This is a genomic window from Microbulbifer sp. ABF4_148, assembly GCF_056158985.1.
This window is the reverse complement of record NZ_JBSWUI010000001.1, coordinates 392,722-414,275: the sequence shown is the minus strand read 5'-3', so window position 1 is coordinate 414,275 and position 21,554 is coordinate 392,722. Positions and strand designations below refer to the sequence as shown.

Genomic DNA, 21,554 nt, shown 5'->3' with positions numbered 1-21,554 from the left:
AAAAGGATGCAACGGATACAGGGATGGTATTTGCTGCTGTTGATCCAGTGTCTATGGCTTCCAGCTGCCGTCGCGCAGGAAGACAGGGAAACCTTGATTGTGGTGGTGCGCCATGCGGAAAAGCCGCCAGCAGGTCTCGGCTTGCTCGACTGTCAGGGGCTGAACCGCGCAGCGCGATTGCCGGAATATTTCCGTGAGAAATTTCCCAAGCCGGATTTTATTTTTGCGCCCAACCCGTCGGTGAAGGCCACTGAAATTCATGGCGATGGATTGCGCCATGATTACGTGCGTCCGCTGCTGACCATCGGTCCCACGGCGGTGAACTTCCAGATACCAGTTAACACACAGATTCCCTTCAACGATCCCGGCTTGCTGGCCGATGCGCTGATGTCAGAGCGCTACCGCGGGTCGACCATCTATGTGGCGTGGGAGCATATGAATATCGTGCTGCTGGCCGAGATTTTGCTGCGCCGCTTCAAGGTCGATAGGAAAGTCCCCGATTGGCCAAACTCGGATTACGACACGGTCTTTGTATTTCGGCTTTCAGGCGAGCCCGGTAGTGGTCAGATGCAAATGGAAGTGGACAAGCAGGGGCTCAACGGCATGCCCAGCGCCTGTCCGCAACCTGCCGACCATGTAGAGTAGGCGGCGCTACGGTTTATTGCAGCCTAACTGCGGATTGTCATCCTGGCCGGACTTTGCATTGAGCAGTAGAAAACTCATGACATGCAGGTCCTCAAAGCGTTTCTCGTAGGGTGGATATACGGTAACGCCATGGGGAAATGCATTCAGGTGACAGCGGCTGCAGCTGAAGCCCTTCTGGGTGTAGGTCTCCAGCGTGGTATTGACCAAGTTCTGAACGCTGGAATGTTGCGGACCGGGAATGCCCGGGCCCAGATTTGGATTGGGATCTTGCAGGTTTTTGTTCTGGGTGCCAATTAGCTGGTAGTAGGACCACACCGTGTCCCGTAGCAACCATTGATATTTCTTGTTGGCGACCTGAACCGCTACCGGAATTGGAAATTCACGGGAGACATTGACCTGCTTGATGTCTGATTTTGGCGGAATGCTGTCACCATCCTTGAAGGGTGTCGGGATCAGGCCGGCGACACCCGATTCCCCGCCCACTTCATAGCCATTCGGATATTGCGGTGCACCAGCAAACGGCAGCTCATTCTGCTTGCCGGGGTTGAGTGCCGGGTGTGCCGGCAGCGGTAGTGGATCGTGGAAGCGCTTTTCCAACTGCACATTGTCCACGTGCTCGAACGTCGACGGCAGGTGGCCGAAGGGTGTGACGCGATGAATATGAAAGCCGATCAACCCCATCAGTGTTGGTTCACTGAGGGAGCCATCGGGCATGGGGAATTGCATGACGCGGCGAAAGTAACGGCCGGGAATATCGGCATCCGGCCCTGCCGTTTTCAGGACTTTCCAGGCCGCCTTGACCTCGGTAATCCCCTGCCGGGCATATTTGGGCAGGTCGCGGATATAGTATTCGAGTCCGGTGGGCAGCGGTTGGAATTTGCTGCTGTCGTCGTAGGGACTATCGGCGGGCGGCGGTGCAGCGTCATGCTGGTTGGCGTAGTCGATGAATTTCTTTACCGCGGTGACCTGGTTATCCGCGTCGTAGTATTTGAATTCCTTGATATAGCGGAAATAGGGCTGGCTGAGGGTCACTTCGACCCGCACAAACTCCTTGTTCTGATCCACCAGTGGCCCGGTAGGTACATTCGCATTGGTATAGGGCTGGTTGATACCCGGTGCGAACGGACGTCCGTAGGGATAATTGTTGGAATAGCAGGGGGGCGATGCTTCCCGTTGCAGATTCACAAATTCCGGGTTGCCCCAGTCCACCGGCCAGTATTGTGGCGGCGTGAACGCCGTTTCCGGAGACATATAGGATTCCCACACCACGATCGCATGCGGCGTTGTGGTGTTTTCAATACCGGCGAGCTGCGCGGCCTTATCCGGCTTGCCACCGGGCCCGCCCGGTTGCCAGGGCCAGTTCAGTGCAATAAACGATTGCCAGGCGAAGTCGTAGGTATCCTTCTGCTGCACCGGCGGGGTCTGGTAATTGTCGGGGTCGGCAGGGTAGTGCGGGTGATTGAGATCGAAGGGGAGCAGCCAGGGTTTTTCCCAGCCGGGAAAACTGTCGGCACTGGCACTGAGCGAAATCCAAAATGCGGCGAATAAGACCGCCGGCTTCTTCGAAGGCACTTTCATACAGCGAAGCTCCTTTCGGCCAGGTATTCAAACAACCACCTGTTGTATTAAGCCTAGGAGGTTTGCCGCTATCGATTGTGTGATATCCCGCCAGATGGCATGAAAAGCTGCTAGATGGAGAAAAGAAATGACGGGGGAAGATGAGATAGCCAGAAGGCCCGCAAGGGCCCTCTGGCTATAAAAGGGGGTTAGCGGCTCAGCATTATCCGGTCGCCGCTGTTGCGGTCGATTGCAAGGATGGCTTTGGTGCCTGTATCGAACAGGTAAAGCAGCTTGTCCTCGCGATCGAAAGCCAGGCTGCCACCATAGCCAGTGCCATGGGGCTGTGCACCATGGCCTACGGCTTCACTGGCGAGCACTGAACGGACACCGGTAGTACCATCCACAGTGATGATACTGCGCAGGTTGCTGTCAACCACTAATAATTCGCCGGCTTCTGCATCATAAAGTACCTCCCAAGGAGAACTGAAATCAACGACGCTGCCCGCATCCGGGTCGCTTAATACGGTTCTGGCACCAGTTGCTATATCCACGCGAAAGATCTCTTGTTGCGTGTTTGGTACAACATAAAGCTGCTGGTTTTCTGAATCCAAAGCGACACCTTTGGGATAGTCGATGAGTTCACCACTGCCAGTGGTGCCATCTGAGATAATGGTCTTGGTGCCCGTTGCGATATCAATATGGGAAATTTCATCGGCAGAACCCGCGCTGACATAAGCGGTGCTCCCATCTTCGCTAATGTCCAGCCCATAGCCGAGTTGTGGACTAAACACTGTTGTAATGGCGCCTGTGTTCGGGTCAATAATACTCAATTCCCTGCCGATGGAGAGCAGGCGATTATTGGTACTGTCAAAAACCAGGTCATTTATCTCGCCCATTACATCGGCGCAGCAGAACGGTTCCCAGTCGCTTATCACTGTGCGTGCGCCTGTGGCGATATCAATTTCCATCAGGTTGGAATTTGCGGTAAATAAACGGTGGTTCTGCTTGTCCAGTGCCAGGGTGCCTTTGGAGGTCGGGAAAGGATTACCACTTCCGATCCTTATATCTTCGACTTCTGTAGAAAGGCTGACGCCATCGCTACTGAGAATCAGTACTTCCCCGCCGGCTTTGCGAGTCATTACTAGTCTGCCATCCGCCAGTAATGTCAAACCGTTGAGTGCTTCCCAGTAGTACGGGTTGCCGTTATCGTCGGTTTCGACATAGACACTTTTTGTTTGGGTAGTCAGGTCTATCTGATAAATTCTTTCACTATGTGTGTAGAGGATGCGGTTGTTGGCCGAATCGACAAGCGAGGATCCCGCAGTATTTTGCGGGCCAGAACGATCGGGTATGAAAGAGGTCCGGTCACCACTTGTCAGATCTACCAGTACAAATTTCGTGCCCTGATAGATGACAGCCCGATTATTGTCTTCATCCAAATCCATGCCCGGGCCGTCGGTAGAGAAACCCAGCGGGTCGCCGGTTCCGGTGCTCGCATCAGAGACGATTTCCCGATCGCCAGTAGTCAGGTTTACCCGCAACAGTGCGTTGAGACTTTCATCGATGACATAGGCATGGGTCAGGCTGGCAGTTACCCCGATATCAGTACCGGATTCGAACATCGGGCCAACACCAACGCCTGTCCCGGAAATGATGCTTTGAACACCCGTGGCGATATCCACCGCGATTAGCGCGTTGACGCTGCGGCTGAAGGTAATCAGGCGATTACCGGTGCCGTCGAACTCCAGGCCACGCATACCGTATAGCATCTCACCATCGAGTACGCTCGATACTAGATACCGGTGTCCTGTGGGCATATCGATTCCATGCAGGCGGCGGTCATCGTATCCCTGTACGTAAAGAATCTGGTTCGTCGCATCATGGGCAATTGCTCCGCCACCGAGTAGTACCGGATCATTCCTGTATGGCATGGTATCCATGAGCTGGCTGCCATCGGAAAAGTCGAAAACTACCGGAAGGCTATTTTGTCCCACAGGTGTTGGGGCTACCAGGGACCAGGCGCCACTATCGGCATCGAAACTTGCGGACACGCCGTTCACAGAAATATCCACAACTTCATTTTGTTGGATCAGGTTGCCATCAGTACGTGACAGTTTGCCGCGCACGGTAATCTCGCGACTGCCGTCAAAATTAGTATTGGGAAGTGGGAAAATAATCCGGTTACTGTGTTTGCTCGCCTCTGGGACGAGAATCGTAAATTCGGAAACCGATAGTGGATCGGAAGCATTGCCCGCGTTATCGGTAACCACAACTTCGCAATCACTATATGTCCCAGGGTTGAGCGGGGAGAATGTGATGGTGTTGTCTCCACTGGCTGCCGTGGTATCTGTTGACTGGCAGCTGCCCGTGTAAGTAATGCTGCCTGCTTCACTACTGCTAAATGTGTAATTCGGACTGTCATTGATGCTGGGTGTAGTTACCGTGGTCACTTCCGCGAGTACCGGAGGTGTGTTGTCGGTAGGAGGTGGTGGGGTTCCCCCTGAACTGCTGCCAGAGCCGCCTCCTCCGCAGGCCGTCAACATTGAAGAGGTTAAGACGATAGAAATAAAGTATCTGTTATTTATTGAGAGCGGCATCTGGAAGAACTCATTTATCTTTTTCGATGCGGATATTAAGCGGGGCCAGGCGGGTGACGTGTTTTGCGGCGACTAAAGTGTGACCTGTGTCACAAAGGTGGGTGAAATACCCAGGGATATAGGGTCGTTTTTCATTTCTCCTTTAACCGCAGTGCATTCGGGGGCCGGCCGGAACGCTGTGAATGGCCGGTCTAAATTTTGCGTGACTAAATCTTATTTGGTGAATTGGGCAAATCTTCGGAGTGTTCAAAACTTCACTGAAAGGCATTGAACTCAAATAGTGAAAAAAACTTTATGTCTTACGTGTCATTCAGTGTATTTGCGTGACTCGATGAGTAGTTGATGTCAGGCCCGTTATGGTACTTTCGTGCAATGTTACGAGTTCGCCAAAACGCAGCTGACAGGGGTTGTGTGATCGCGGCATACGTACCGGCTTATTCAGCGAAAAATAACAATAACGTAAGGAGTTGCCATGAAGCCCCTTTTCAAATTTCCCAAAGCGCATCTGTCTGTAGCGATCGCGTTACTGACACCGCTCGCCAGTACTCCGTTAATAGCGCAGGAGTCCATGCTCGAGGAAGTGGTCGTTACCGCGCAGAAACGTGAACAGAATGCGATGGATGTGCCGGTCACTGTCGATACCTTCTCGATGAAGGACATTGAAGAAACCGGCGCACTCAATATTTCCGACATGGATGCGTACATTCCGGGCTTCGACGCGGGGGATGGCCTGACCCAGTCTTCGCTGAGCATTCGCGGGATCTCCAGCCCGAACATCAGTGCTGGCGGTGACCCGTCTGTTGCGACCTTCTATGACGATGCCTATCTGCCATCGGCGGCAGCCACGCTGGCGTTTTCGGACATGGAGCGGGTCGAAGTACTGAAAGGACCGCAGGGAACTCTGTTCGGTCGCAACGCAGCGGCGGGTGCGGTGTTGCTGGTACCGCACCGCCCGGTAGAAGAATTTGAAGCGTTTGTGTCCACCAAGGTGGGCAACTATGGCCTGGTGCGCAACGAGGCGATGGTCAACACCGCGCTCTCTGACAGCGTATTTGTGCGCGCGAATGTAATGACCAACCAGCGCGACGGCTACATCGAGAACGTGGCCGGCCGTGATAGTGGCGAGCAGGATAATGTCACCGGACGCCTGTCCCTGTGGTGGGATGCGGCCGACAGCACTGCGCTGCAGATTTCCTATGACTGGGACTCGGTGGATAACTCGCCGCGCAATGCCATTGGCTTTAGCGGCTCTGCCCTCAACGCGGATCCGTTCTCGCGCAAAACGGCCAATGATGTGCGCAACGCGGAAGAGACCCGGGATATGTACGCGGTCAGCACCAAGCTGTTCCATGACTTCAGTGACAGCCTGAGCCTGAAGTGGGTGAACAGTTACCGCGCCTACGAAACCTCGAACCGCGAGGAGGAGGACGGTACCGCAGATCCCACCGTCTACCTTGATACCAACAATATTTTTGACAATGACATCCTGTATGAAGAGTTGCAGCTGAACTACAACGGTGACCGCTTCAATATGGTGATGGGAGCCAACTACTCCCAGGAGACGATCCATCAGGAAACCATTGTCACTGCGCTGGGTGATTCGATTACCCGACTGACCACCGCAAACCTGGTGAATGACGCCGGTCTGCAGGGCGCCATCTATCAGGGCACCGTGGCAGCCGCAAACCAGCAGACTGCACCGGCGGTTGCTGCCGGGCTGATGACACAGGCCGAGGCCGATGCCATCGCTGAAGGTGCCGCGCAGCAGTCACTGGCAGCGCTGGCCAGTGTTGACCATCTGTGGGATCCGAATGACTGGGCCACCTTCACCACCGTGCTGACAGGCAATGCACTGCCCCAGGACGACATGTTTTACGATGGCGTCGCGCAGCAGCTCGGCACCAGCATGCTGTTTGGTACCTCTTACGCCGGTAGTGAATGGACCGAGTCCGTCATTAATGATGGCGAGTTCGTGAACTATGGCTTCTACGCCGATGGCGAATATGCTATCACCGACAAATTCCGCATGCTCGCGGGCCTGCGTTACAGCTACGACGAAAAAGAATTTAGCTGGCTGGTACCTGGCATCCAGTTTGATCGCGCCACTGTACCGGGCACATTGCCGATTGAAGCGGTGGTGTTCCGGACCGACGATGGCTACACGATCGGCAGCGAACTGCTGACCGCCAAGGAAGACTGGAGCAAAGTGACCGGTCGTATGGTGGGGCAGTACGATATTACCGACGATGCCATGGTGTTCCTGTCGTACGCTACTGGCTACAAGTCCGGCGGTTTCGATAGCCTGGATCAGGCGTCGGCCAATACACCGGTCAAGCCCGAGGAAATCGACAACATCGAGCTGGGCCTGAAAGGCGACTTGCTCGATGGCCGCGCGCGGGTGCAGCTGTCGTACTTTGATATGACCGTCGACAACCGCCAGCGCAGTGTCGAGAGCAAGCCGCCGGGGCAAACCAATGCTTTGCCGCGGGTCATTAACGGTGACCAGTCCATCAATGGATTTGAACTCACCGCCGATTGGCTGCCGATGGACGACCTGCGCCTGGGCGTAGTGACTACCGTGCGCGATACCGAATCCAAGTGGGAACCTTTCTACGATGTATTCGGTGAGCTGGTTGAGGATACACAAAGCGGCTCGGCAGATACGGCTTACACCCTGACCTTTGATTGGTCACCGGCAGTGAGCTTTGGTGAGATCAACCTGCATGCGGATTATGTGTACGCAGAAAATAATGCGGAGAATGATCCCGCGGCAATCTCGTCCATCGTCATCAATGGTGTGGATACGCCCATTCCCGGTTTCGGTGAAGATACCAGCCTGTTGAATGCGCGCCTGTCCTGGGTGAGCACAGATGCCAAGTATCAAATGGCATTGTGGGGCAAGAACCTGCTGGAGAATGAAGTAACCGGTTCTGTGAGCGGCCGTACACTGGATGTGTTCGGTACGGGTTATGTGGATATCTCCGCACCGCGTACTTACGGTATCGATCTGCGCTACAACTTCTAAACCCGGTCGATCCGGATAAACAAAAGGCGGTGTGAGTGACTCACACCGCCTTTTTTATTGCCCGTGCAAGCAGGTTATTGCTTCGCATGTAATAGGCGCGCAATCCGGGTCAATCTTTTGGCACCGGCACGTCAGTGCCGAACTCTTCGTTGGTTTCGTCGTAGGCTTTCTGGATGATATCGGAGAATACTTCGCGGCCGCTCTCGATAAATTCGGTAAAGCCGACGCGTTCGCTCGGATCTGCCGGTAGTTTCTTGGTGACCGACGGCAGTGGCCAGGCATCTTCGTTGACCACCGCCATGCGTACCTTGATATCGTCCTTGGTGACGTTGAACACCATATAGTCCACGGCGAGGGTCAATGGACCATCGTAGGTCATGCGCACCAGTCGCTCGACCTCCGGCTGGGTATCGAAGTCATTGAAGAAGTGATACCCCACGGCCATACGCGGTTTGGTCATACTCATTACCTTGCCAAACATGGCCGGCGAGGTGTGTACCTGTGTGCCGACATTGAGTGCATCCGCCACCGGGAATTTCTGTTTGGTGACCATCAGGGCCGGCGGCAGGAAGCACTCGTGAATGGCGAGGTCGGCATTTTTCGTATGCTCCAGCCACCACTTGTTGGGGTAGGTATCGCTGCTGAATGCGAATTTGAGCCCATTCCAGTCGAGGATAAAACTCACTGGCCCATCCAGTGCATGTACCGCAGGAATGGAACGGATGGTGACGCCGTTCTCCTGGTAAATCACCTGATTGATGCCGCGATAGTCAAACTCATTGATTTCGAGTTTTTGTCCCTGGGTATTGACGTTGCCGAGACGGGAGGCCGCATCCCAGGTCAGCATTTCCTGCATTTTCTCTACCGCATATTTGGTGCCGTACTCGGTCTTGGTACCGCTGGGCCCCCAGATGCGCAGTGGCCGCTGGCGATTGCTGATCACACCGCCTACCCACAAATCACCGAGGTCGCCAAAGTGATCGGAGTGCAGGTGACCGATAAAGACCTTGTCGAGAAAGTCGAACGGGATCGACAGGGCCGAGAGTCGCTCAAAAGAACCGCTGCCAATATCAAAAATAAATTTATCGCCATTGCCGAGCTCAACCAGCCAGCAGGCCGCGGCCTGCTTGGGTCGTGCGTTGGGCATACCGGTCCCACACGCAGTCACGCGCATTTCATCCGGGGCCAGGCTTTCGGTACCGGGGAAGTAAGCATCGCGGTCTTCCACCGGCTTGACCGGCGAAAGTTTCGGCGTGCTCTGCGCGTTATCGGCCGTCAGTTGCCCGGCGAAGATCAGGGCAGTTATCCCCAGCAGGGCAATAAAGATCGCCTGCGCGGGGATGAAGAGTTTCCTTGAGGAAGACGTTCGACGAGTGTTCATGGGAACCGGCACCTTACAGGAAGCACATCGGTTCAATATAGCGGACGGGTCTTCAGTGGCAGGATCCTGCTGTCGAGCTTAACGACAGGCGGTCGGGCAGATACCGTGGGCAAAAAAAAGCCCGCCAGATGGCGGGCTTTTTCCGACTGTGCGAGGGCCTTTACAGCGCTGCGGAGTCCGCGGCTTCTTCGGAGGCTTCTGCCTGTTTGATATAGCCATCTTCATCCAGGGTGACGATGGGCATACCCAGTGCTTCCAGGTTTTCGCGGATACTGGCTTCATCGCCGACCACCACGATGGCCATCTTCTCCGGTTCCAGTACGCCGGTAATCACCTTGTTGAGGGCGTCGCGATCGACTTCCTGCAACAGGGCATTCTGCTGGGTGCGGTAGTCCAGCGGCAGGTCATAGCGCAGGATATTGCTCAGCAGTCCGAGTTTGGCGCCCGGTGTTTCATAGCTGCGTGCTTCCTTCTGGCCGATCGCGGAACGGAGATAAGAAAACTCGTCCGGGGTCATGCCATCGCGGTCATAGGCCTCAATTTCATTGAGGACTTCGGTGATCGCCTCAGCGGTCGCATCCTTCTTGATTTCGGAGCTGAAGGAATAAGTCCCTTCTTCCGGCTCACCGATCAGGTAGGTGCGGGCGCCATAGGTGAAGCCTTTATCCTCACGCAGGTTCAGGTTAATCCGGCTGTTGAAATTACCACCCAGCGGGAAGTTGCCCAGGTAAGCCAGGAAGTAATCGCCGAGGGCATCGTACGGCAAGCCTGCCTGGCTGGTACGTACGCTGGATTGCGCCGCGCCTTCTTTGTTGACCAGGTATACGGTGCGGGAATCGATTACCGGTTTCTCGAACGCAAGCTCGGCGCGCATCGCCGGCTTGACCTCGAGCTTCGACAGGCCGTCGAGCGCCTTGATCGTGGTGTCCTGGTCGAGACTGGTACTGACGGTTACGCCACTCAGATGCACCGGGAAGTGCGCCTTATAGTGAGCTTTGATGTCTTCCAGGCTGATCTCCGCAACAGTTCCCGGCAGGCCGCCAGTGGGGTAGCTCAGCGGATGCTCCGGGCCGCGCATAACCGCGCCCACTGCCCGCGTTGCCAAGCCTTGCGGCGTTTTACGTGCTTGTTGCAGTCCCTCGATAGTTTGCTGCTTGATCCGGGCGAAGTCTGCTTCGTTGAAGTCTGGCTTCAGCATGCGCTCGAGCATCAATGGCATGGCGGCATCGAGATGCTTCGCCAGCACGTTCAGGGTCACTGTGGTCTGATACTGGCCCGGTGCGATGCTGACAGAAGCGCCGAGGCGGCTCAGCGCTTCGGAGAACTCGGCGGCGCTGCGCTCGGTGGTGGCCTCGGACATCAGGGAGGCCATCAATGAGGTCAGGCCGGCTTTGCCCTGCGGCTCGTCCAGCTGGCCCACATCAAAGACCGCACGCACTGTCACGGTGGGGGTCTCCGTGTTTTCTACCGTCAGCAGGCGCACGCCATTTTTGAGCTTGCCGTCCTGGATGGCGGGCAGCTCCACTTGCGGGTTGATGCCCGGGGTGGGTTGGACGCTGCGATCAAAGTTGTCTTTGACCGGACGCAACGCCAGCTCCTGACCGTCATCACCATAGGTGTCCGGGATGGTGCGCTGCCATTCATAGTTCTGCTCGGCAGCGGCCAGTTCCGGCTTGCCGTTCGGTACCACGCTCAGCAGCACAGAGGGTTTACCGGCGACATACTGCTCGAATACGCGGGTCACATCCGGGGTTTCCACGGCGAGGTAAGCGCGAATTTCCTCATCGATACCCTTCGGGCTGCCTTTAAAAGTTTCAAAGGCGGCAAGGGAAGATACCTTGCCGGCAACCGACTGCAGGCCGAAGACGCGACCGGACTCATAGCCTGCCTTGAACTTGACCAAGTCATCTTCGGTGACGCCGCGCTCGGCGAATTCCTTCAGGGTTTCGCGAACGGCGACTTCCATTTCTGCCAGCGATTCACCGGAGGCGGGATTCTGGATCACGATGAACCACATCTCGCAGGCAAGCTCCCGGCAGGAATGAGAAACACTGGCCTGTACGGCGCGCCCGGTCTGCACCAGACGCTGGTAGAGCATGGAGTCCTGGCCCTGGCCGAGGATTTCCGCCGCGGCATCCAGTGCCGGCTCATCAGGGTGGTGCCGATATACCGTGGGGATCATCATCGCCAGCGCCGGCAGGTGGATATTATCCTCGAGCGTCACATAGCGATCGGATTTCAGCTTGGCGGGCTGCTTGGGCAGATTGTCCACTTCGGGACCCGCGGGAATCGGACCGAAGTACTTAACGACCCATTCGAGTGTCTGTACGGTGTCAATATCACCACCGATAGTGAGTACGGCATTGTTGGGGCCGTACCAGCGGAGGAAGAAACGCTTCAGGTCGTTAAGATCTGCCCGGTTCAGGTCCTCGAGCCAGCCGATCACCGGCCAGGAATAGGGGTGGCCGTCGGGATACATGGACGCGTTCAGGGTTTCCAGTGCGCGTCCATAGGGGCGGTTGTCAACGCGTTGGCCGCGTTCGTTCTTCACGGTTTCACGCTGGACTTCAAACTTCTCCTGCGTCACCGCGTCGAGGAAAACGCCCATGCGGTCGGACTCGAGCCACAATACGGTTTCCAGCTGGTTGGCGGGAACCGTCTCATAGTAATTGGTACGGTCGGAATTGGTGGTCCCGTTTAAGGTGCCCCCGCCTTCCTGGATAATTTTGAAATGCTGCTCGTCGCCCACATTGACGGAACCCTGGAACATCATGTGTTCGAAGAAATGGGCAAAACCGGAGCGGCCCGGATCTTCGCGATTGGAGCCGACATGGTAGGTGACGTCGACATGCACCAGTGGGTCTGACTTATCCTCGTGCAGTACCACGGTCAGGCCGTTGTCGAGCGTGTACTTGGTATAGGGAATGGCAATTTCGGCGCCATCTCCGTCAAAGGATTCGACCAGGCTGACACCAGCGGGTAGCGCGGCAGCGGATGCGGTAGTGGACTCGGCGGAAGCCTCGGTGCCGGAGTTACCGGCATCCTGGCCACAGGCCGACAACAGTGCGGCGGCAAGTATCAAAGCAATTCTATTGCGAAGCATTTTATTTTTAGACTCCGTGGTTTGAGCGGAACATCACCGATGCTAACACAGGGGGTCAGCCCGTCGAATTTTCCTTCTGGTAAACCAAATTACGTGCCAAATAAGGGCGGCTATCGAACCGAAATCCAACCGGAAACGTAAATCGCGACTGCGAATCGAACATTCACGGGCCCTGTGTGGCCATACTGAGACCAGCTGCAGAAGGAATAGTTTGGATGCGGAAAGTCCTGTTCATCGCTACAGCGAGCGCGATAACCATTCCTCTGGTCGTATTGCTGTGGGCGGGGCAAAAAGACGATCCTTCTAAGGGTTGGACGCGCCACTTCGCTCTGCTCAGCAGCGAACGTGTGGAGACATCCGCAACCGATGCCGGGCAGCCTTCGGCGGGATCGACATGTGACATACCGGAATGGCAACTTTTATGTGCTGCTGCAATGGCTCACCCCGCCATGGATAACTCCCAGAGCCAATTCAAAGACCGGCTAATAGCGCTGGAGCCAGAACTGCTGCAGTTTGTGCGAATACCCCAAGACAAAGTACTGTACCAACAGTTATCCCTGGCAGAAGCGGTACAGCTGAATCCAGAAGATCTGAGTCCGGCAGAGCGCGAGCAATGGGCCAAATTTTTAGACGATCGCTTGTACCGCGTACAGGCTCAGTCGGAATCCGAACTGCTTGCCTTGCAGATGCAATGGGCCGCCGCACTGCTCAGCAGTCGAACACGAGATGAGTATCTGCAGAATTTGTTGGCACTGAATCAGCGGTGGATGGGTACCGCAGCGTCCAGTGAGCTGCAGGCAGAATAAGACGAGTGGCACGGGCGGCTTGCACTGCCGCCCGCACAAGAGGGTATCTACACAACCTACATTGGGGTGACGGCGTACAGCGCCCTGAACAGCCGCTGATGTGTCACCGCTGTTGGGTGCACTTCATCGAAGAAAAAGAAACCATCGAAAAGTACCCCGTTCTCGCACTCCGGGTTAAATGCCAGGTTGCGCGTCTCAAAGCAGGCATCTTGCGTATTGATGTAACCCAGTCCGCGGCCATTCCTGAGCACACTGGAAAACAGGGTGTTGACGTCGACCTCGATAATGTCGACGCCACTCGCCCGTTCCAGTCGGCGAACTGCGCGATGGAGTTTCCGGCTGAATTCCGTGGCCTGCACCGCGGTGATTTTCCCCAGATAGGGCACGCCTATGGCTTCGGCCACGAGACTGGTTGAAGGGGTAAATCCAACGTCGGGCGCATTGAGCACCATGATCGAGTCCGCACCGGCGGCGAGGAGGGCAGCCAGCTGTTCCTCGATCGTGTTGACGGCGCGATCAATGATTTGCAGGGATTTGAAGAAATTGGTCTCGTCGCGTGCATCGAACAGATCGTTCCCGCCGATAAACATGACGACCAGGCTGTCGTCGGGTACCGCGCCGGCATTGTTCACCAGGAAAGCGCCCACCTGGCTACGCAAGTCGCCCGGTTCATTGCGGCCCGCGCGTGCACCTGCCACTGCATAATTCGTCCCTTGCTCCGGTACCAGCTCCAGAAACCGCGCCGGATTCAGGGGAAGGCCCAGCTGTTCGGCGAGGAGCTCCGCGGCCACCGGCCCATTACTCACCCGCGACCCCTGAAAAAATGGTGGGGGGAAGGGACTGCCAGTGGCACCGACCAGGTTGCCGGTATCAGACAGGCTGTCACCAAACACGTATAGCCGCTCAGGGGGTTCCGCTGTCGCGGTACCGGCACACAGCGCAGCGACCATCGCGAGCAAGCCGAGCACTCTCCTTATGCACTTCATCGCGTCTCTCTCCTTGATCTGGCCTGGTGCTGGGGACCGCTTTCACCAGGCCTTGTTTCGCTTTGTGTTCGCATGTTAGTACAGTAGACGTCATTTCTCGCTTCCAGAAATGACAGCTCTCACGGAATGCTGACGTATTTGGCGCCTGATGGGCCTGTGGTGTGACGTGAATTGCTTGTCACGGCGCCACCAGAAGCGACAAGGTAATAGAGGAAATCACGATGGCGTTTCTGGAAACAAAAGTTCCGCCGCCAATCATCGGACTATTGAGTGGGGCACTGATGTGGGCGCTGGCGCATTGGCTGCCCGTGGTGTCGCTACCGAGTAGCATCCGTGGTTGGGTGGCCCTATTGTTGGCTGTCTGTGGATTCTGCATCGCGATCGCCGGCGTAATCTCCTTTCGCCGCGCGAAAACCACCATCAGTCCGCTGGACCCTGCGGAAACGAGCGCACTGGTCACGAGCGGCGTTTATCGCTTTAGCCGCAACCCAATGTACCTGGGGCTCGCTGTTGTGCTCATTGGTTGGTCGGTCTATCTGGCCTCCCTCTGGAGCCTGGTGGGTGTTGCCCTGTTTGTACTCTATATACAGCGTTTCCAGATTCGCCCCGAAGAGCGCATGTTGCAGCAGTTGTTTGGCGCCGCATTCGAAGCGTATTGCCGGCATGTACGGCGCTGGATTTGAATTCGATCTGAAATAACGAAATGGTGAGACATCACAATGAAAAGCATGACTTGTGCCCAGCTGGGTGGCGCCTGCGAGGAGGTTTTCCACGCGCACACCTTTGAAGAAATGGCAGAACTCAGTAAGCAGCACGGTGTGGAAATGTATCGGCAGCAGGAACCTGCGCATCTGGAGGCCATGAAGAAAATGCAGACATTGATGCAGTCCGAGGAATCCATGCGCCAGTGGTACGAAGAGAAGCGTGCCGAATTCGACGCGCTGCCCGAGACCTGAAGTCGTCCAATGACGGAGTACCGCAGAGAATGGCATAAAGATCCTTTTCTCTGGATGGGACTGCACTAAATTAATCGCGAGCCCTGCGATTGTCGTCCGGATGCGCGTTCAGATCGTATTCCGACGCAACGAGATCGTGATTGTGTTATGCCCCATCAAAAAAACCATTTGCCCGAGAAGATATGCCCTGTCTGCCGACGGCCGTTTAAATGGCGACGGAAGTGGGCGCATTGCTGGGACAGCGTGAAGTATTGCAGTGAGCGCTGTCGCCGCAAGCGGTTGCCAGAGCAGCCCGCCGCTGATGGCGATGCGGAGTCCATTGGGCAATGAAGGTCATCTGGCTGCAGAATAATCTGCGTATTCGAGATAACGATCCACTGCTCGCAGCCTGTGACGCCGCGCGCCGGCAAAATACACGGGTGATGGCACTCTACTGTGTTGATCCCGAACAGTTCAGGTCAGGCGCGTACGGCTTGCCGCGTATCGGGAAGTACCGGGCCAGGTTTCTGTTGGAATCCCTGGCAGATCTTCAGCAGCAATTGCTGACACTCAATATACCCCTGTATTTTGCGCTGGCCGAGCCTGCACAGTTCCTGTCAGATCTCCTGTCAAGGGGTGACGTCACTGGTCTTTACCTGCAGAAAGAATGGACGCGGGACGAGCGCCAGACGATGGATCGCGTGCGTGGACAGGCGAGTAAATTGGGTGTAGAGGTGCATGAATATTTTGCACAGTTCCTGATCCATCCGGAAGACTTGCCATTTTCCCTGCCCGAATTACCGCGAATGTTTACGGCATTCCGGAAGACCTGTGAACGACAGTGGGCTGTCCGTGCAGAATTGCCCGCGCCAGCGCCGCTACCTCGTGAGAATCTGGTTGCCCAGGAACTAATGACGATAAGCACCACGGTGCCCCCCATGGAAACGCTGGGGCTGTCGTCGCCACCGATTGATGCGCGGAGTGCTTTTCCATTTGCTGGTGGTGAGACTGCGGCTTGGCATCGGATACAAACGTATTTCTGGGATACCCAGGGGCTGGCCTGCTATAAGCAAACACGCAATGGTTTGCTCGGCACCGAGTATAGTTCCAAGCTTTCTCCGTGGCTTGCCAATGGCTGTATTTCACCGCGGCAGATTTACTGGCAGGTACAGAAATTTGAGCGGGATGTACTGGCCAATGAGGATACTTATTGGATGGTCTTCGAGTTACTGTGGCGCGACTTTTTCAAGTATGTAAGCCAGCGGTATGGCGACCGGATTTTTGCGCTGGGCGGCATTCTCGGCAGAGACTATGAATGGCATCGAGATGACGACGCATTTGATCGCTGGATTAACGGCGAGACCCCCTATGATTTCGTCAACGCCAATATGCGCGAAATCGCCGCTACCGGCTGGATGAGTAATCGGGGCCGTCAGAACGTGGCAAGTTATTGGGCCCGTGAGCTTGGGCAGGACTGGCGCGTTGGGGCAGCCTATTTTGAAAGTCTGTTGGTCGACTATGACGTGCACAGCAATTATGGCAACTGGATGTATTGCAGTGGTGTCGGCAATGATCCACGTGATCGACGCTTCAACATCGCGTCGCAGGCAGAGCGTTACGACGCTGATGGACATTATCGCCGTTTGTGGTTGGGTACGTCGGGTTAACGAGGCGGGGGACTACGTTTGAAGACATTGCGACTGGTGCTTGGGGATCAGCTGAATCATGTACACAGCTGGTATCGCAACGACGATGCGGACACGGTTTACTTTATTGCAGAGATGCGGCAGGAAACCGATTACACCGTGCACCATATCCAGAAAGTGGTCGCCTTCTTTGAGGCGATGGCGGAGTTTGCCGATTGGCTCAGGTCGAAAGGGAAGCAGGTGCTGCACTATCCGCTGGACCATCCAGACAACCGGCAGGATCTGGGGCAGAACATCAAGCACTTAGTGCAACAATATGGCTTCGAAAAATTTGAATATCAGCTGCCGGATGAATTTCGCCTCGACGGTCAACTGCGGCAAATCGCTGCGGATATCGGTATAGAGAGCCAGGGGTATGACACGGAGCATTTCCTCACGCACCGGGAGGAACTGGCGGAGTTCTTTCAGGGCAAACAAACCCTGTTGATGGAAAGCTTCTATCGATATATGCGGCGCAAGCACCAGGTCCTGATGGAATCCGATGGCAAGCCAGTTGGTGGCAAGTGGAACTTTGACCAGAGTAACCGGAAGAAGTGGAAAGGCAAACCCGATATCCCGCATGAGCGGGGTTTTCGTAAAACGGTGCAATCCACACTGGCACGTATCCAGGATGCCGGTGTCCGTACGATTGGTTATATCGATGCTGAACGGTTTAGCTGGCCGACGAGCCGGGAGGATGGACTGAAAGTATTGCGATACTTTTGTGAGCATCTGCTGGTGCACTTCGGGGATTATCAGGATGCGATGGATCCCGATCAGGTCTATCTTTTTCACAGCCGTCTGAGCTTTGTACTGAACAGTAAGCTGCTGCACCCGATGGAAGTGATACAGGCGGTTGTGCTGAACTGGCAAGATCATCAGGATTCGATTGCGATCAGCCAGGTCGAGGGCTTTATCAGGCAGATTCTCGGCTGGCGAGAGTACATGCGGGGTGTTTACTGGAAAGAAATGCCCGGTTACCGACGATGCAACCGGCTCGACAATCAGAAAAAGCTGCCGAAGTTCTACTGGACCGGCGAGACGCAGATGAACTGCCTCCATCATGCGATACACAACAGTCTGGAACATGCATACGCGCACCACATACAGCGCCTGATGATTACCGGAAATTTTGCTTTACTGACGCAGGTGCATCCGGACCAAGTCGATGCGTGGTATCTCGGAATCTACATCGACGCAATCGAATGGGTCGAGATCACCAATACCCGAGGCATGAGCCAGTTTGCCGACGGCGGCCTGGTGGCGACCAAGCCCTATATCAGTAGTGGCAGCTATATCCATAAAATGAGTAACTACTGTGAGGGCTGCCACTACAACGTGAAAGAGCGCACGGGTGATACCGCCTGTCCGTTTAATAGCCTGTATTGGCACTTCCTGGCCGAAAAGAGGGAACACTTCGAACATAATCCGCGCATGACCATGATGTTGAGCCTGCTGGACCGGATGGACGCGGAAGAGTTGGAAAAGGTTCGTGCCCGCGCGCGACAGATTGTGAAGTCCCCAGATCAATTTTGAAGGAAGACTTCAGCAAGAAAGTATTAAGCTGAAGATAGAAGTGCTTGCCCGAGAGCGCCAAAATATTCCGCAAAGGCGTCATTGACGCGCTGGCGTTGCTGTCCGGATGGATAGAGCCCCAGGCGGGCCTCGTCAGTCGCTTTGGTGCCCGCCACCAGGAAGTTGTTCTTGATAACGGAATCCTGCACGTAGGCCTCAAAGGCACGCGCGCACATCTCTACCGGATCAGCGTAGTATAAGCAGCCGGCTGCCTCATCTGCTTTCTTGGAGCTGAGGAACATTGCGCTGGGATTGTCACCATTATCGTCCAGCATGATTGCGCGAAATACTGCCAGTAGGTGGTCATTGATTGGGTGGACCACTGGGGTTGCATCCTTGAGCCAGGCCTGGGATGCATACATGGTTTCGGGTGCATCGGAAAAGGCTTTGTCGGCCAGGTAATGATCCAGGGCATGGAACCATTCATGCGCGATGGACCCCGGTCCGGCATTTTTGGCCAGAGAGAAGCTCCGCACATTCGGGTCATAAAATGCGGAAATGCCCGGGCGCCCGCCGATGCCATATTGGAACGAGAGTGTCCCGCGCAACGAAACCAGTGCTTCCGGTCCGCGCAGAATGGCCATCAGATCGTCGAGCGCATCATAAAACAGGCCTGCCGCACGATCCCTTTCGGCCTGTGTCACCCAGCGGCCAATGCTGATCGAGCGAAACCCAAAGCGCTTACGCACATCGGTAAACGAAATCGTTTCATCCGCTGTGCGGGTTCTGCGACTGCGGTAGAAGTCTCGAGTCAACACGCCATCAACTCCCGGGAACGGTAGAAATCTTTAGTTGCTTCATGGGGCGGGGAATTCTTCCAGAAGGTTATGCCCGGATTGCCAGAATGCATTCAATGCGTCTTTAAGGCGATCGACGTTGTGACAAGTGCGGACGTCCCAGTGCGCGGGAAACAGCCCGCGATAAAACGGCTCAGTAAAACGGCAATCTGCCAGTACGATCACGCCACGATCGCTCTCGGTGCGAATTACCCGGCCAGCGGTCTGCAAAACACGGGTGAGTCCCGGATAGCGGTAGGCGATATCGAAGCCGTGGTTTCCCTCGGCAGTGGCGCCCTCCCGCAACAGCTCCTGCTCTACATTGATCTGCGGCAGACCTACACCAACGATGATGGTACCGATGAGTTGCTCGCCAACATAGTCGACACCTTCACCAAAAATACCGCCCATGATGGCAAAGCCCAGGGTATTCCTGCCCTGGCTAAAATGCGCGCGAAACTCCGCCCGAGTTTTCTCATCGGCATTCGACTGCTGCAAAAGAATGCCGGTGTGAGGGAATTCCGCGGTGTAGCGTTCGGCTACCTGCTGCATAAACCGGTAGGAAGGGAAAAATACCAGATAGTTACCGGGACGCATCGCCGTCGTTTGATGGATCAGGGCCACCAGCCCATCGATGGAGGATTCGCGCGAATGATAGCGGGTATCGATAAAAGGACACAGGAGAATACCGCTCTGTTCTGGCTGGAAGGGCGATGGCAGCGACACATAGGATGCCTGCTGCCCCACGCCCAATTGCTCGCAGAAAAATTCTGCCGGTCGCAGGGTTGCCGAAAACAGTACCACACCATGAAACTGCTGGTAGCAGCGCTGCAGATAATCCGCTGCACTGAGGCACAACAGTTTGATTTTCTGTTCCTGCCAGGGCGCGTTACGGTCGGTACAGCGCGTAAGCCAGCGATGTTGCGCCGATCGCTGTTCCTCAATCACAAGAAAGCGAAACACGCTGCGCAGCCAGTCGTTGATTGTCTCCGGTGGCGTACGGGACTGTTCCCACAGCTGGCCGACCAGGGTGATAACTTTTTGTGCTGCGCGAATGATACTGGTGGGCTCGCCTGTTGTGTCGGCGCCCTCGCTGCGCGCCGCTGGGCCCACCCAGATTTCTTCGTCCTTGTGGCTGGTTTTGGCTGATACAGCCGCGTGCCCCGGGGTTTCTTCCCGCTGGGCGCCTATCCACTGATCCAGAGCGCGAACCAGCCCCAGAATTGCACGGCGCAGGCCGGGGTGGCTGCCCTTGCACTCATTGGCGGCGCGACGACTGTCGCCTCGGCTGAGCACTGCGCTATACATTTCTCGTGCGCGGTCGGGCAAATTGTGGGCCTCGTCCACCAGCAATGCACGCCGTCGTGCGGTGTCATACAGGCTGCCGAGACTGGTCAGCGGGTCGAACACATAATTGAAGTCACAGACCACCAGATCTGCCCAGGGCACCATCTGCAGGGAGAGTTCGAAGGGACACAGCTGATAGGCGTCGGCGACTTTCGCTATGGTATCGGTAGTCAGCGCGGGCTGGCCCAGTAGCTCGGCGCGCGCATCGGGTAGCCGGTCGAAGAAGCCGCGGGTACGCGGGCAAATGCCGTCGGCATCGCGACTGCACAGGCCCTGGGTGCAGGCACAGGTTTTTTCCCTGGCCTGGATCTCCAGTACCGAGAGTTGCAAGCCGCTCTGTTGCAGTCGCCCGCAGGTTTCCCTCACCACTTGCCGACCGGAGTTCTTGGCCGTCAGGTATATCAGCTGATCGACCGCCTGTTCCCCCACCGCCTTGATCGCCGGAAACAGGGTGCTGACCGTCTTGCCAATTCCGGTGGGGGCTTCTGCCACCAGCGGTTGGCCATCGCGCAGGCTGCGGTAAGTGGCCACTGCGAGCTGGCGCTGGCCCGCACGGTAATCGGCGAAAGGAAACTCGAGCGCACGGGCGGAAGCCTGCAGCGCGCTGCGATGCTGCTGCCAGCGTCGGTGCCAGCGCAGATAAGTTGTTACGGCTTCGCGCGAGAATTGCTCCAGTTCGCGGAAATCAAACTGCCGCTCCTCGTTGTAGGTCTTCTTCTCCTTGAGGTTGTGCCACAGCATTCGCAGTTCGACGCGGTCGAGGGGCTGGGGTTGCCCGGCGTTTTGCACCAGAAGATAACAGAACCCATAGATCTTCAATTGCGCCCAGTGCAGCGCGCGCACGGACTCTGGCAGTTGGTCAGGTGGGCAGTAGGTAGTCTTGATTTCGTCCAGTCGGGCGATGGTGTGGAGGTCGGCCTGGGGATGCAGTATGTCTACCCGGCCATTCAGCTGCACCACGCTGCCATCGCAGCGCCATTCCGCCTCCAGGGCGTATTCCGCTTCGCTGCCTTTGGGGCGCTTTTTCTGCAGTTTCTGGTGCGCGCGGATGCCCTCCTGCGCCGTCGGGCCCGAGCGACTGCCTGTCAGGTCTCCGCTGCGACAGGCAAAGGCCACCAGCTCCCCCACCGACA

At 56.1% G+C, this 21,554-nt stretch carries 15 protein-coding genes; 8 read left to right on the top strand and 7 right to left on the bottom strand.

Annotation, left to right across the window (positions count from 1 at the left end; all coding sequences use genetic code 11):
* Window positions 1-6 precede the first annotated feature (6 nt).
* Window positions 7-645, top strand: coding sequence for a hypothetical protein (locus tag ACXAD0_RS01715; protein ID WP_475086617.1), 639 nt, complete (start codon window positions 7-9; stop codon window positions 643-645).
* Between the two features lie 6 nt (window positions 646-651).
* On the opposite strand, the gene ACXAD0_RS01710 is transcribed toward ACXAD0_RS01715, so the two are convergent.
* Together ACXAD0_RS01710 and ACXAD0_RS01705 are read right to left on the bottom strand one after the other, a co-directional pair.
* Window positions 652-2,223 carry a hypothetical protein gene (locus tag ACXAD0_RS01710; protein WP_475086616.1) on the bottom strand — a complete coding sequence of 524 codons (1,572 nt, stop codon included), beginning with the start codon at window positions 2,221-2,223 and terminating at the stop codon, window positions 652-654.
* A 188-nt stretch (window positions 2,224-2,411) separates the two neighbouring features.
* Window positions 2,412-4,802 carry a hypothetical protein gene (locus ACXAD0_RS01705; RefSeq protein ID WP_475086615.1) on the bottom strand — a complete coding sequence of 797 codons (2,391 nt, stop codon included), beginning with the start codon at window positions 4,800-4,802 and terminating at the stop codon, window positions 2,412-2,414.
* Window positions 4,803-5,274: 472 nt separating this feature from the next.
* On the opposite strand from ACXAD0_RS01705, the gene ACXAD0_RS01700 reads away from it, so the two are divergent.
* Window positions 5,275-7,827, top strand: coding sequence for a TonB-dependent receptor (locus ACXAD0_RS01700; RefSeq protein ID WP_475086614.1), 2,553 nt, complete (start codon window positions 5,275-5,277; stop codon window positions 7,825-7,827).
* 109 nt (window positions 7,828-7,936) lie between these two features.
* Here ACXAD0_RS01700 and gntH read toward each other — a convergent pair whose 3' ends face one another.
* Window positions 7,937-9,208 carry a guanitoxin biosynthesis MBL fold metallo-hydrolase GntH gene (gntH, locus tag ACXAD0_RS01695; RefSeq protein ID WP_475086613.1) on the bottom strand — a complete coding sequence of 424 codons (1,272 nt, stop codon included), beginning with the start codon at window positions 9,206-9,208 and terminating at the stop codon, window positions 7,937-7,939.
* Window positions 9,209-9,368: 160 nt separating this feature from the next.
* A complete protein-coding gene (locus ACXAD0_RS01690) occupies window positions 9,369-12,311 on the bottom strand; it encodes a M16 family metallopeptidase (RefSeq protein ID WP_475086612.1) in 2,943 nt (980 codons plus the stop codon).
* Window positions 12,312-12,745: 434 nt separating this feature from the next.
* Between ACXAD0_RS01690 and ACXAD0_RS01685 the strand changes: the two genes are divergently transcribed.
* Window positions 12,746-13,117, top strand: a complete 372-nt coding sequence (locus tag ACXAD0_RS01685; RefSeq protein WP_475086611.1) for a hypothetical protein — start codon at window positions 12,746-12,748, stop codon at window positions 13,115-13,117.
* A 56-nt stretch (window positions 13,118-13,173) separates the two neighbouring features.
* On the opposite strand, the gene ACXAD0_RS01680 is transcribed toward ACXAD0_RS01685, so the two are convergent.
* Window positions 13,174-14,103, bottom strand: coding sequence for an SGNH/GDSL hydrolase family protein (locus ACXAD0_RS01680; RefSeq protein WP_475086610.1), 930 nt, complete (start codon window positions 14,101-14,103; stop codon window positions 13,174-13,176).
* A gap of 221 nt (window positions 14,104-14,324) precedes the next feature.
* On the opposite strand from ACXAD0_RS01680, the gene ACXAD0_RS01675 reads away from it, so the two are divergent.
* The 5 genes from ACXAD0_RS01675 to ACXAD0_RS01655 all read left to right on the top strand — a co-directional run bounded on the left by ACXAD0_RS01675 (window position 14,325) and on the right by ACXAD0_RS01655 (window position 18,259).
* Complete coding sequence (locus tag ACXAD0_RS01675) at window positions 14,325-14,786, top strand: methyltransferase family protein (protein ID WP_475086609.1); 462 nt, start codon at window positions 14,325-14,327, stop codon at window positions 14,784-14,786.
* 36 nt (window positions 14,787-14,822) lie between these two features.
* Complete coding sequence (locus tag ACXAD0_RS01670) at window positions 14,823-15,059, top strand: DUF1059 domain-containing protein (RefSeq protein WP_475086608.1); 237 nt, start codon at window positions 14,823-14,825, stop codon at window positions 15,057-15,059.
* Between the two features lie 147 nt (window positions 15,060-15,206).
* On the top strand, window positions 15,207-15,389 hold the full coding sequence (locus tag ACXAD0_RS01665) for a DUF2256 domain-containing protein (protein ID WP_475086607.1): 183 nt from the start codon (window positions 15,207-15,209) through the stop codon (window positions 15,387-15,389).
* Complete coding sequence (locus ACXAD0_RS01660; RefSeq protein ID WP_475086606.1) at window positions 15,386-16,705, top strand: DASH family cryptochrome; 1,320 nt, start codon at window positions 15,386-15,388, stop codon at window positions 16,703-16,705. The genes ACXAD0_RS01665 and ACXAD0_RS01660 overlap by 4 nt, the downstream gene beginning before the upstream one ends.
* A gap of 18 nt (window positions 16,706-16,723) precedes the next feature.
* Window positions 16,724-18,259: a cryptochrome/photolyase family protein gene (locus ACXAD0_RS01655; RefSeq protein WP_475086605.1), complete on the top strand. Its 1,536-nt coding sequence runs from the start codon at window positions 16,724-16,726 to the stop codon at window positions 18,257-18,259.
* 23 nt (window positions 18,260-18,282) lie between these two features.
* On the opposite strand, the gene ACXAD0_RS01650 is transcribed toward ACXAD0_RS01655, so the two are convergent.
* Both ACXAD0_RS01650 and ACXAD0_RS01645 read right to left on the bottom strand, forming a co-directional pair.
* Window positions 18,283-19,056 carry a CLCA_X family protein gene (locus ACXAD0_RS01650; protein WP_475086604.1) on the bottom strand — a complete coding sequence of 258 codons (774 nt, stop codon included), beginning with the start codon at window positions 19,054-19,056 and terminating at the stop codon, window positions 18,283-18,285.
* Between the two features lie 39 nt (window positions 19,057-19,095).
* Window positions 19,096-21,537, bottom strand: a complete 2,442-nt coding sequence (locus ACXAD0_RS01645) for an ATP-dependent DNA helicase (protein WP_475086603.1) — start codon at window positions 21,535-21,537, stop codon at window positions 19,096-19,098.
* Window positions 21,538-21,554: the final 17 nt, after the last annotated feature.

Coding starts and splice junctions, on each gene's coding strand:
- ACXAD0_RS01715 (WP_475086617.1), top strand. CDS start 7: ATGCAACGGATACAGGGATGGTATTTGCTGCTGTTGATCCAGTGTCTA.
- ACXAD0_RS01710 (WP_475086616.1), bottom strand. CDS start 2,223: ATGAAAGTGCCTTCGAAGAAGCCGGCGGTCTTATTCGCCGCATTTTGG.
- ACXAD0_RS01705 (WP_475086615.1), bottom strand. CDS start 4,802: ATGCCGCTCTCAATAAATAACAGATACTTTATTTCTATCGTCTTAACC.
- ACXAD0_RS01700 (WP_475086614.1), top strand. CDS start 5,275: ATGAAGCCCCTTTTCAAATTTCCCAAAGCGCATCTGTCTGTAGCGATC.
- gntH (WP_475086613.1), bottom strand. CDS start 9,208: ATGAACACTCGTCGAACGTCTTCCTCAAGGAAACTCTTCATCCCCGCG.
- ACXAD0_RS01690 (WP_475086612.1), bottom strand. CDS start 12,311: ATGCTTCGCAATAGAATTGCTTTGATACTTGCCGCCGCACTGTTGTCG.
- ACXAD0_RS01685 (WP_475086611.1), top strand. CDS start 12,746: ATGGCTCACCCCGCCATGGATAACTCCCAGAGCCAATTCAAAGACCGG.
- ACXAD0_RS01680 (WP_475086610.1), bottom strand. CDS start 14,103: ATGAAGTGCATAAGGAGAGTGCTCGGCTTGCTCGCGATGGTCGCTGCG.
- ACXAD0_RS01675 (WP_475086609.1), top strand. CDS start 14,325: ATGGCGTTTCTGGAAACAAAAGTTCCGCCGCCAATCATCGGACTATTG.
- ACXAD0_RS01670 (WP_475086608.1), top strand. CDS start 14,823: ATGAAAAGCATGACTTGTGCCCAGCTGGGTGGCGCCTGCGAGGAGGTT.
- ACXAD0_RS01665 (WP_475086607.1), top strand. CDS start 15,207: ATGCCCCATCAAAAAAACCATTTGCCCGAGAAGATATGCCCTGTCTGC.
- ACXAD0_RS01660 (WP_475086606.1), top strand. CDS start 15,386: ATGAAGGTCATCTGGCTGCAGAATAATCTGCGTATTCGAGATAACGAT.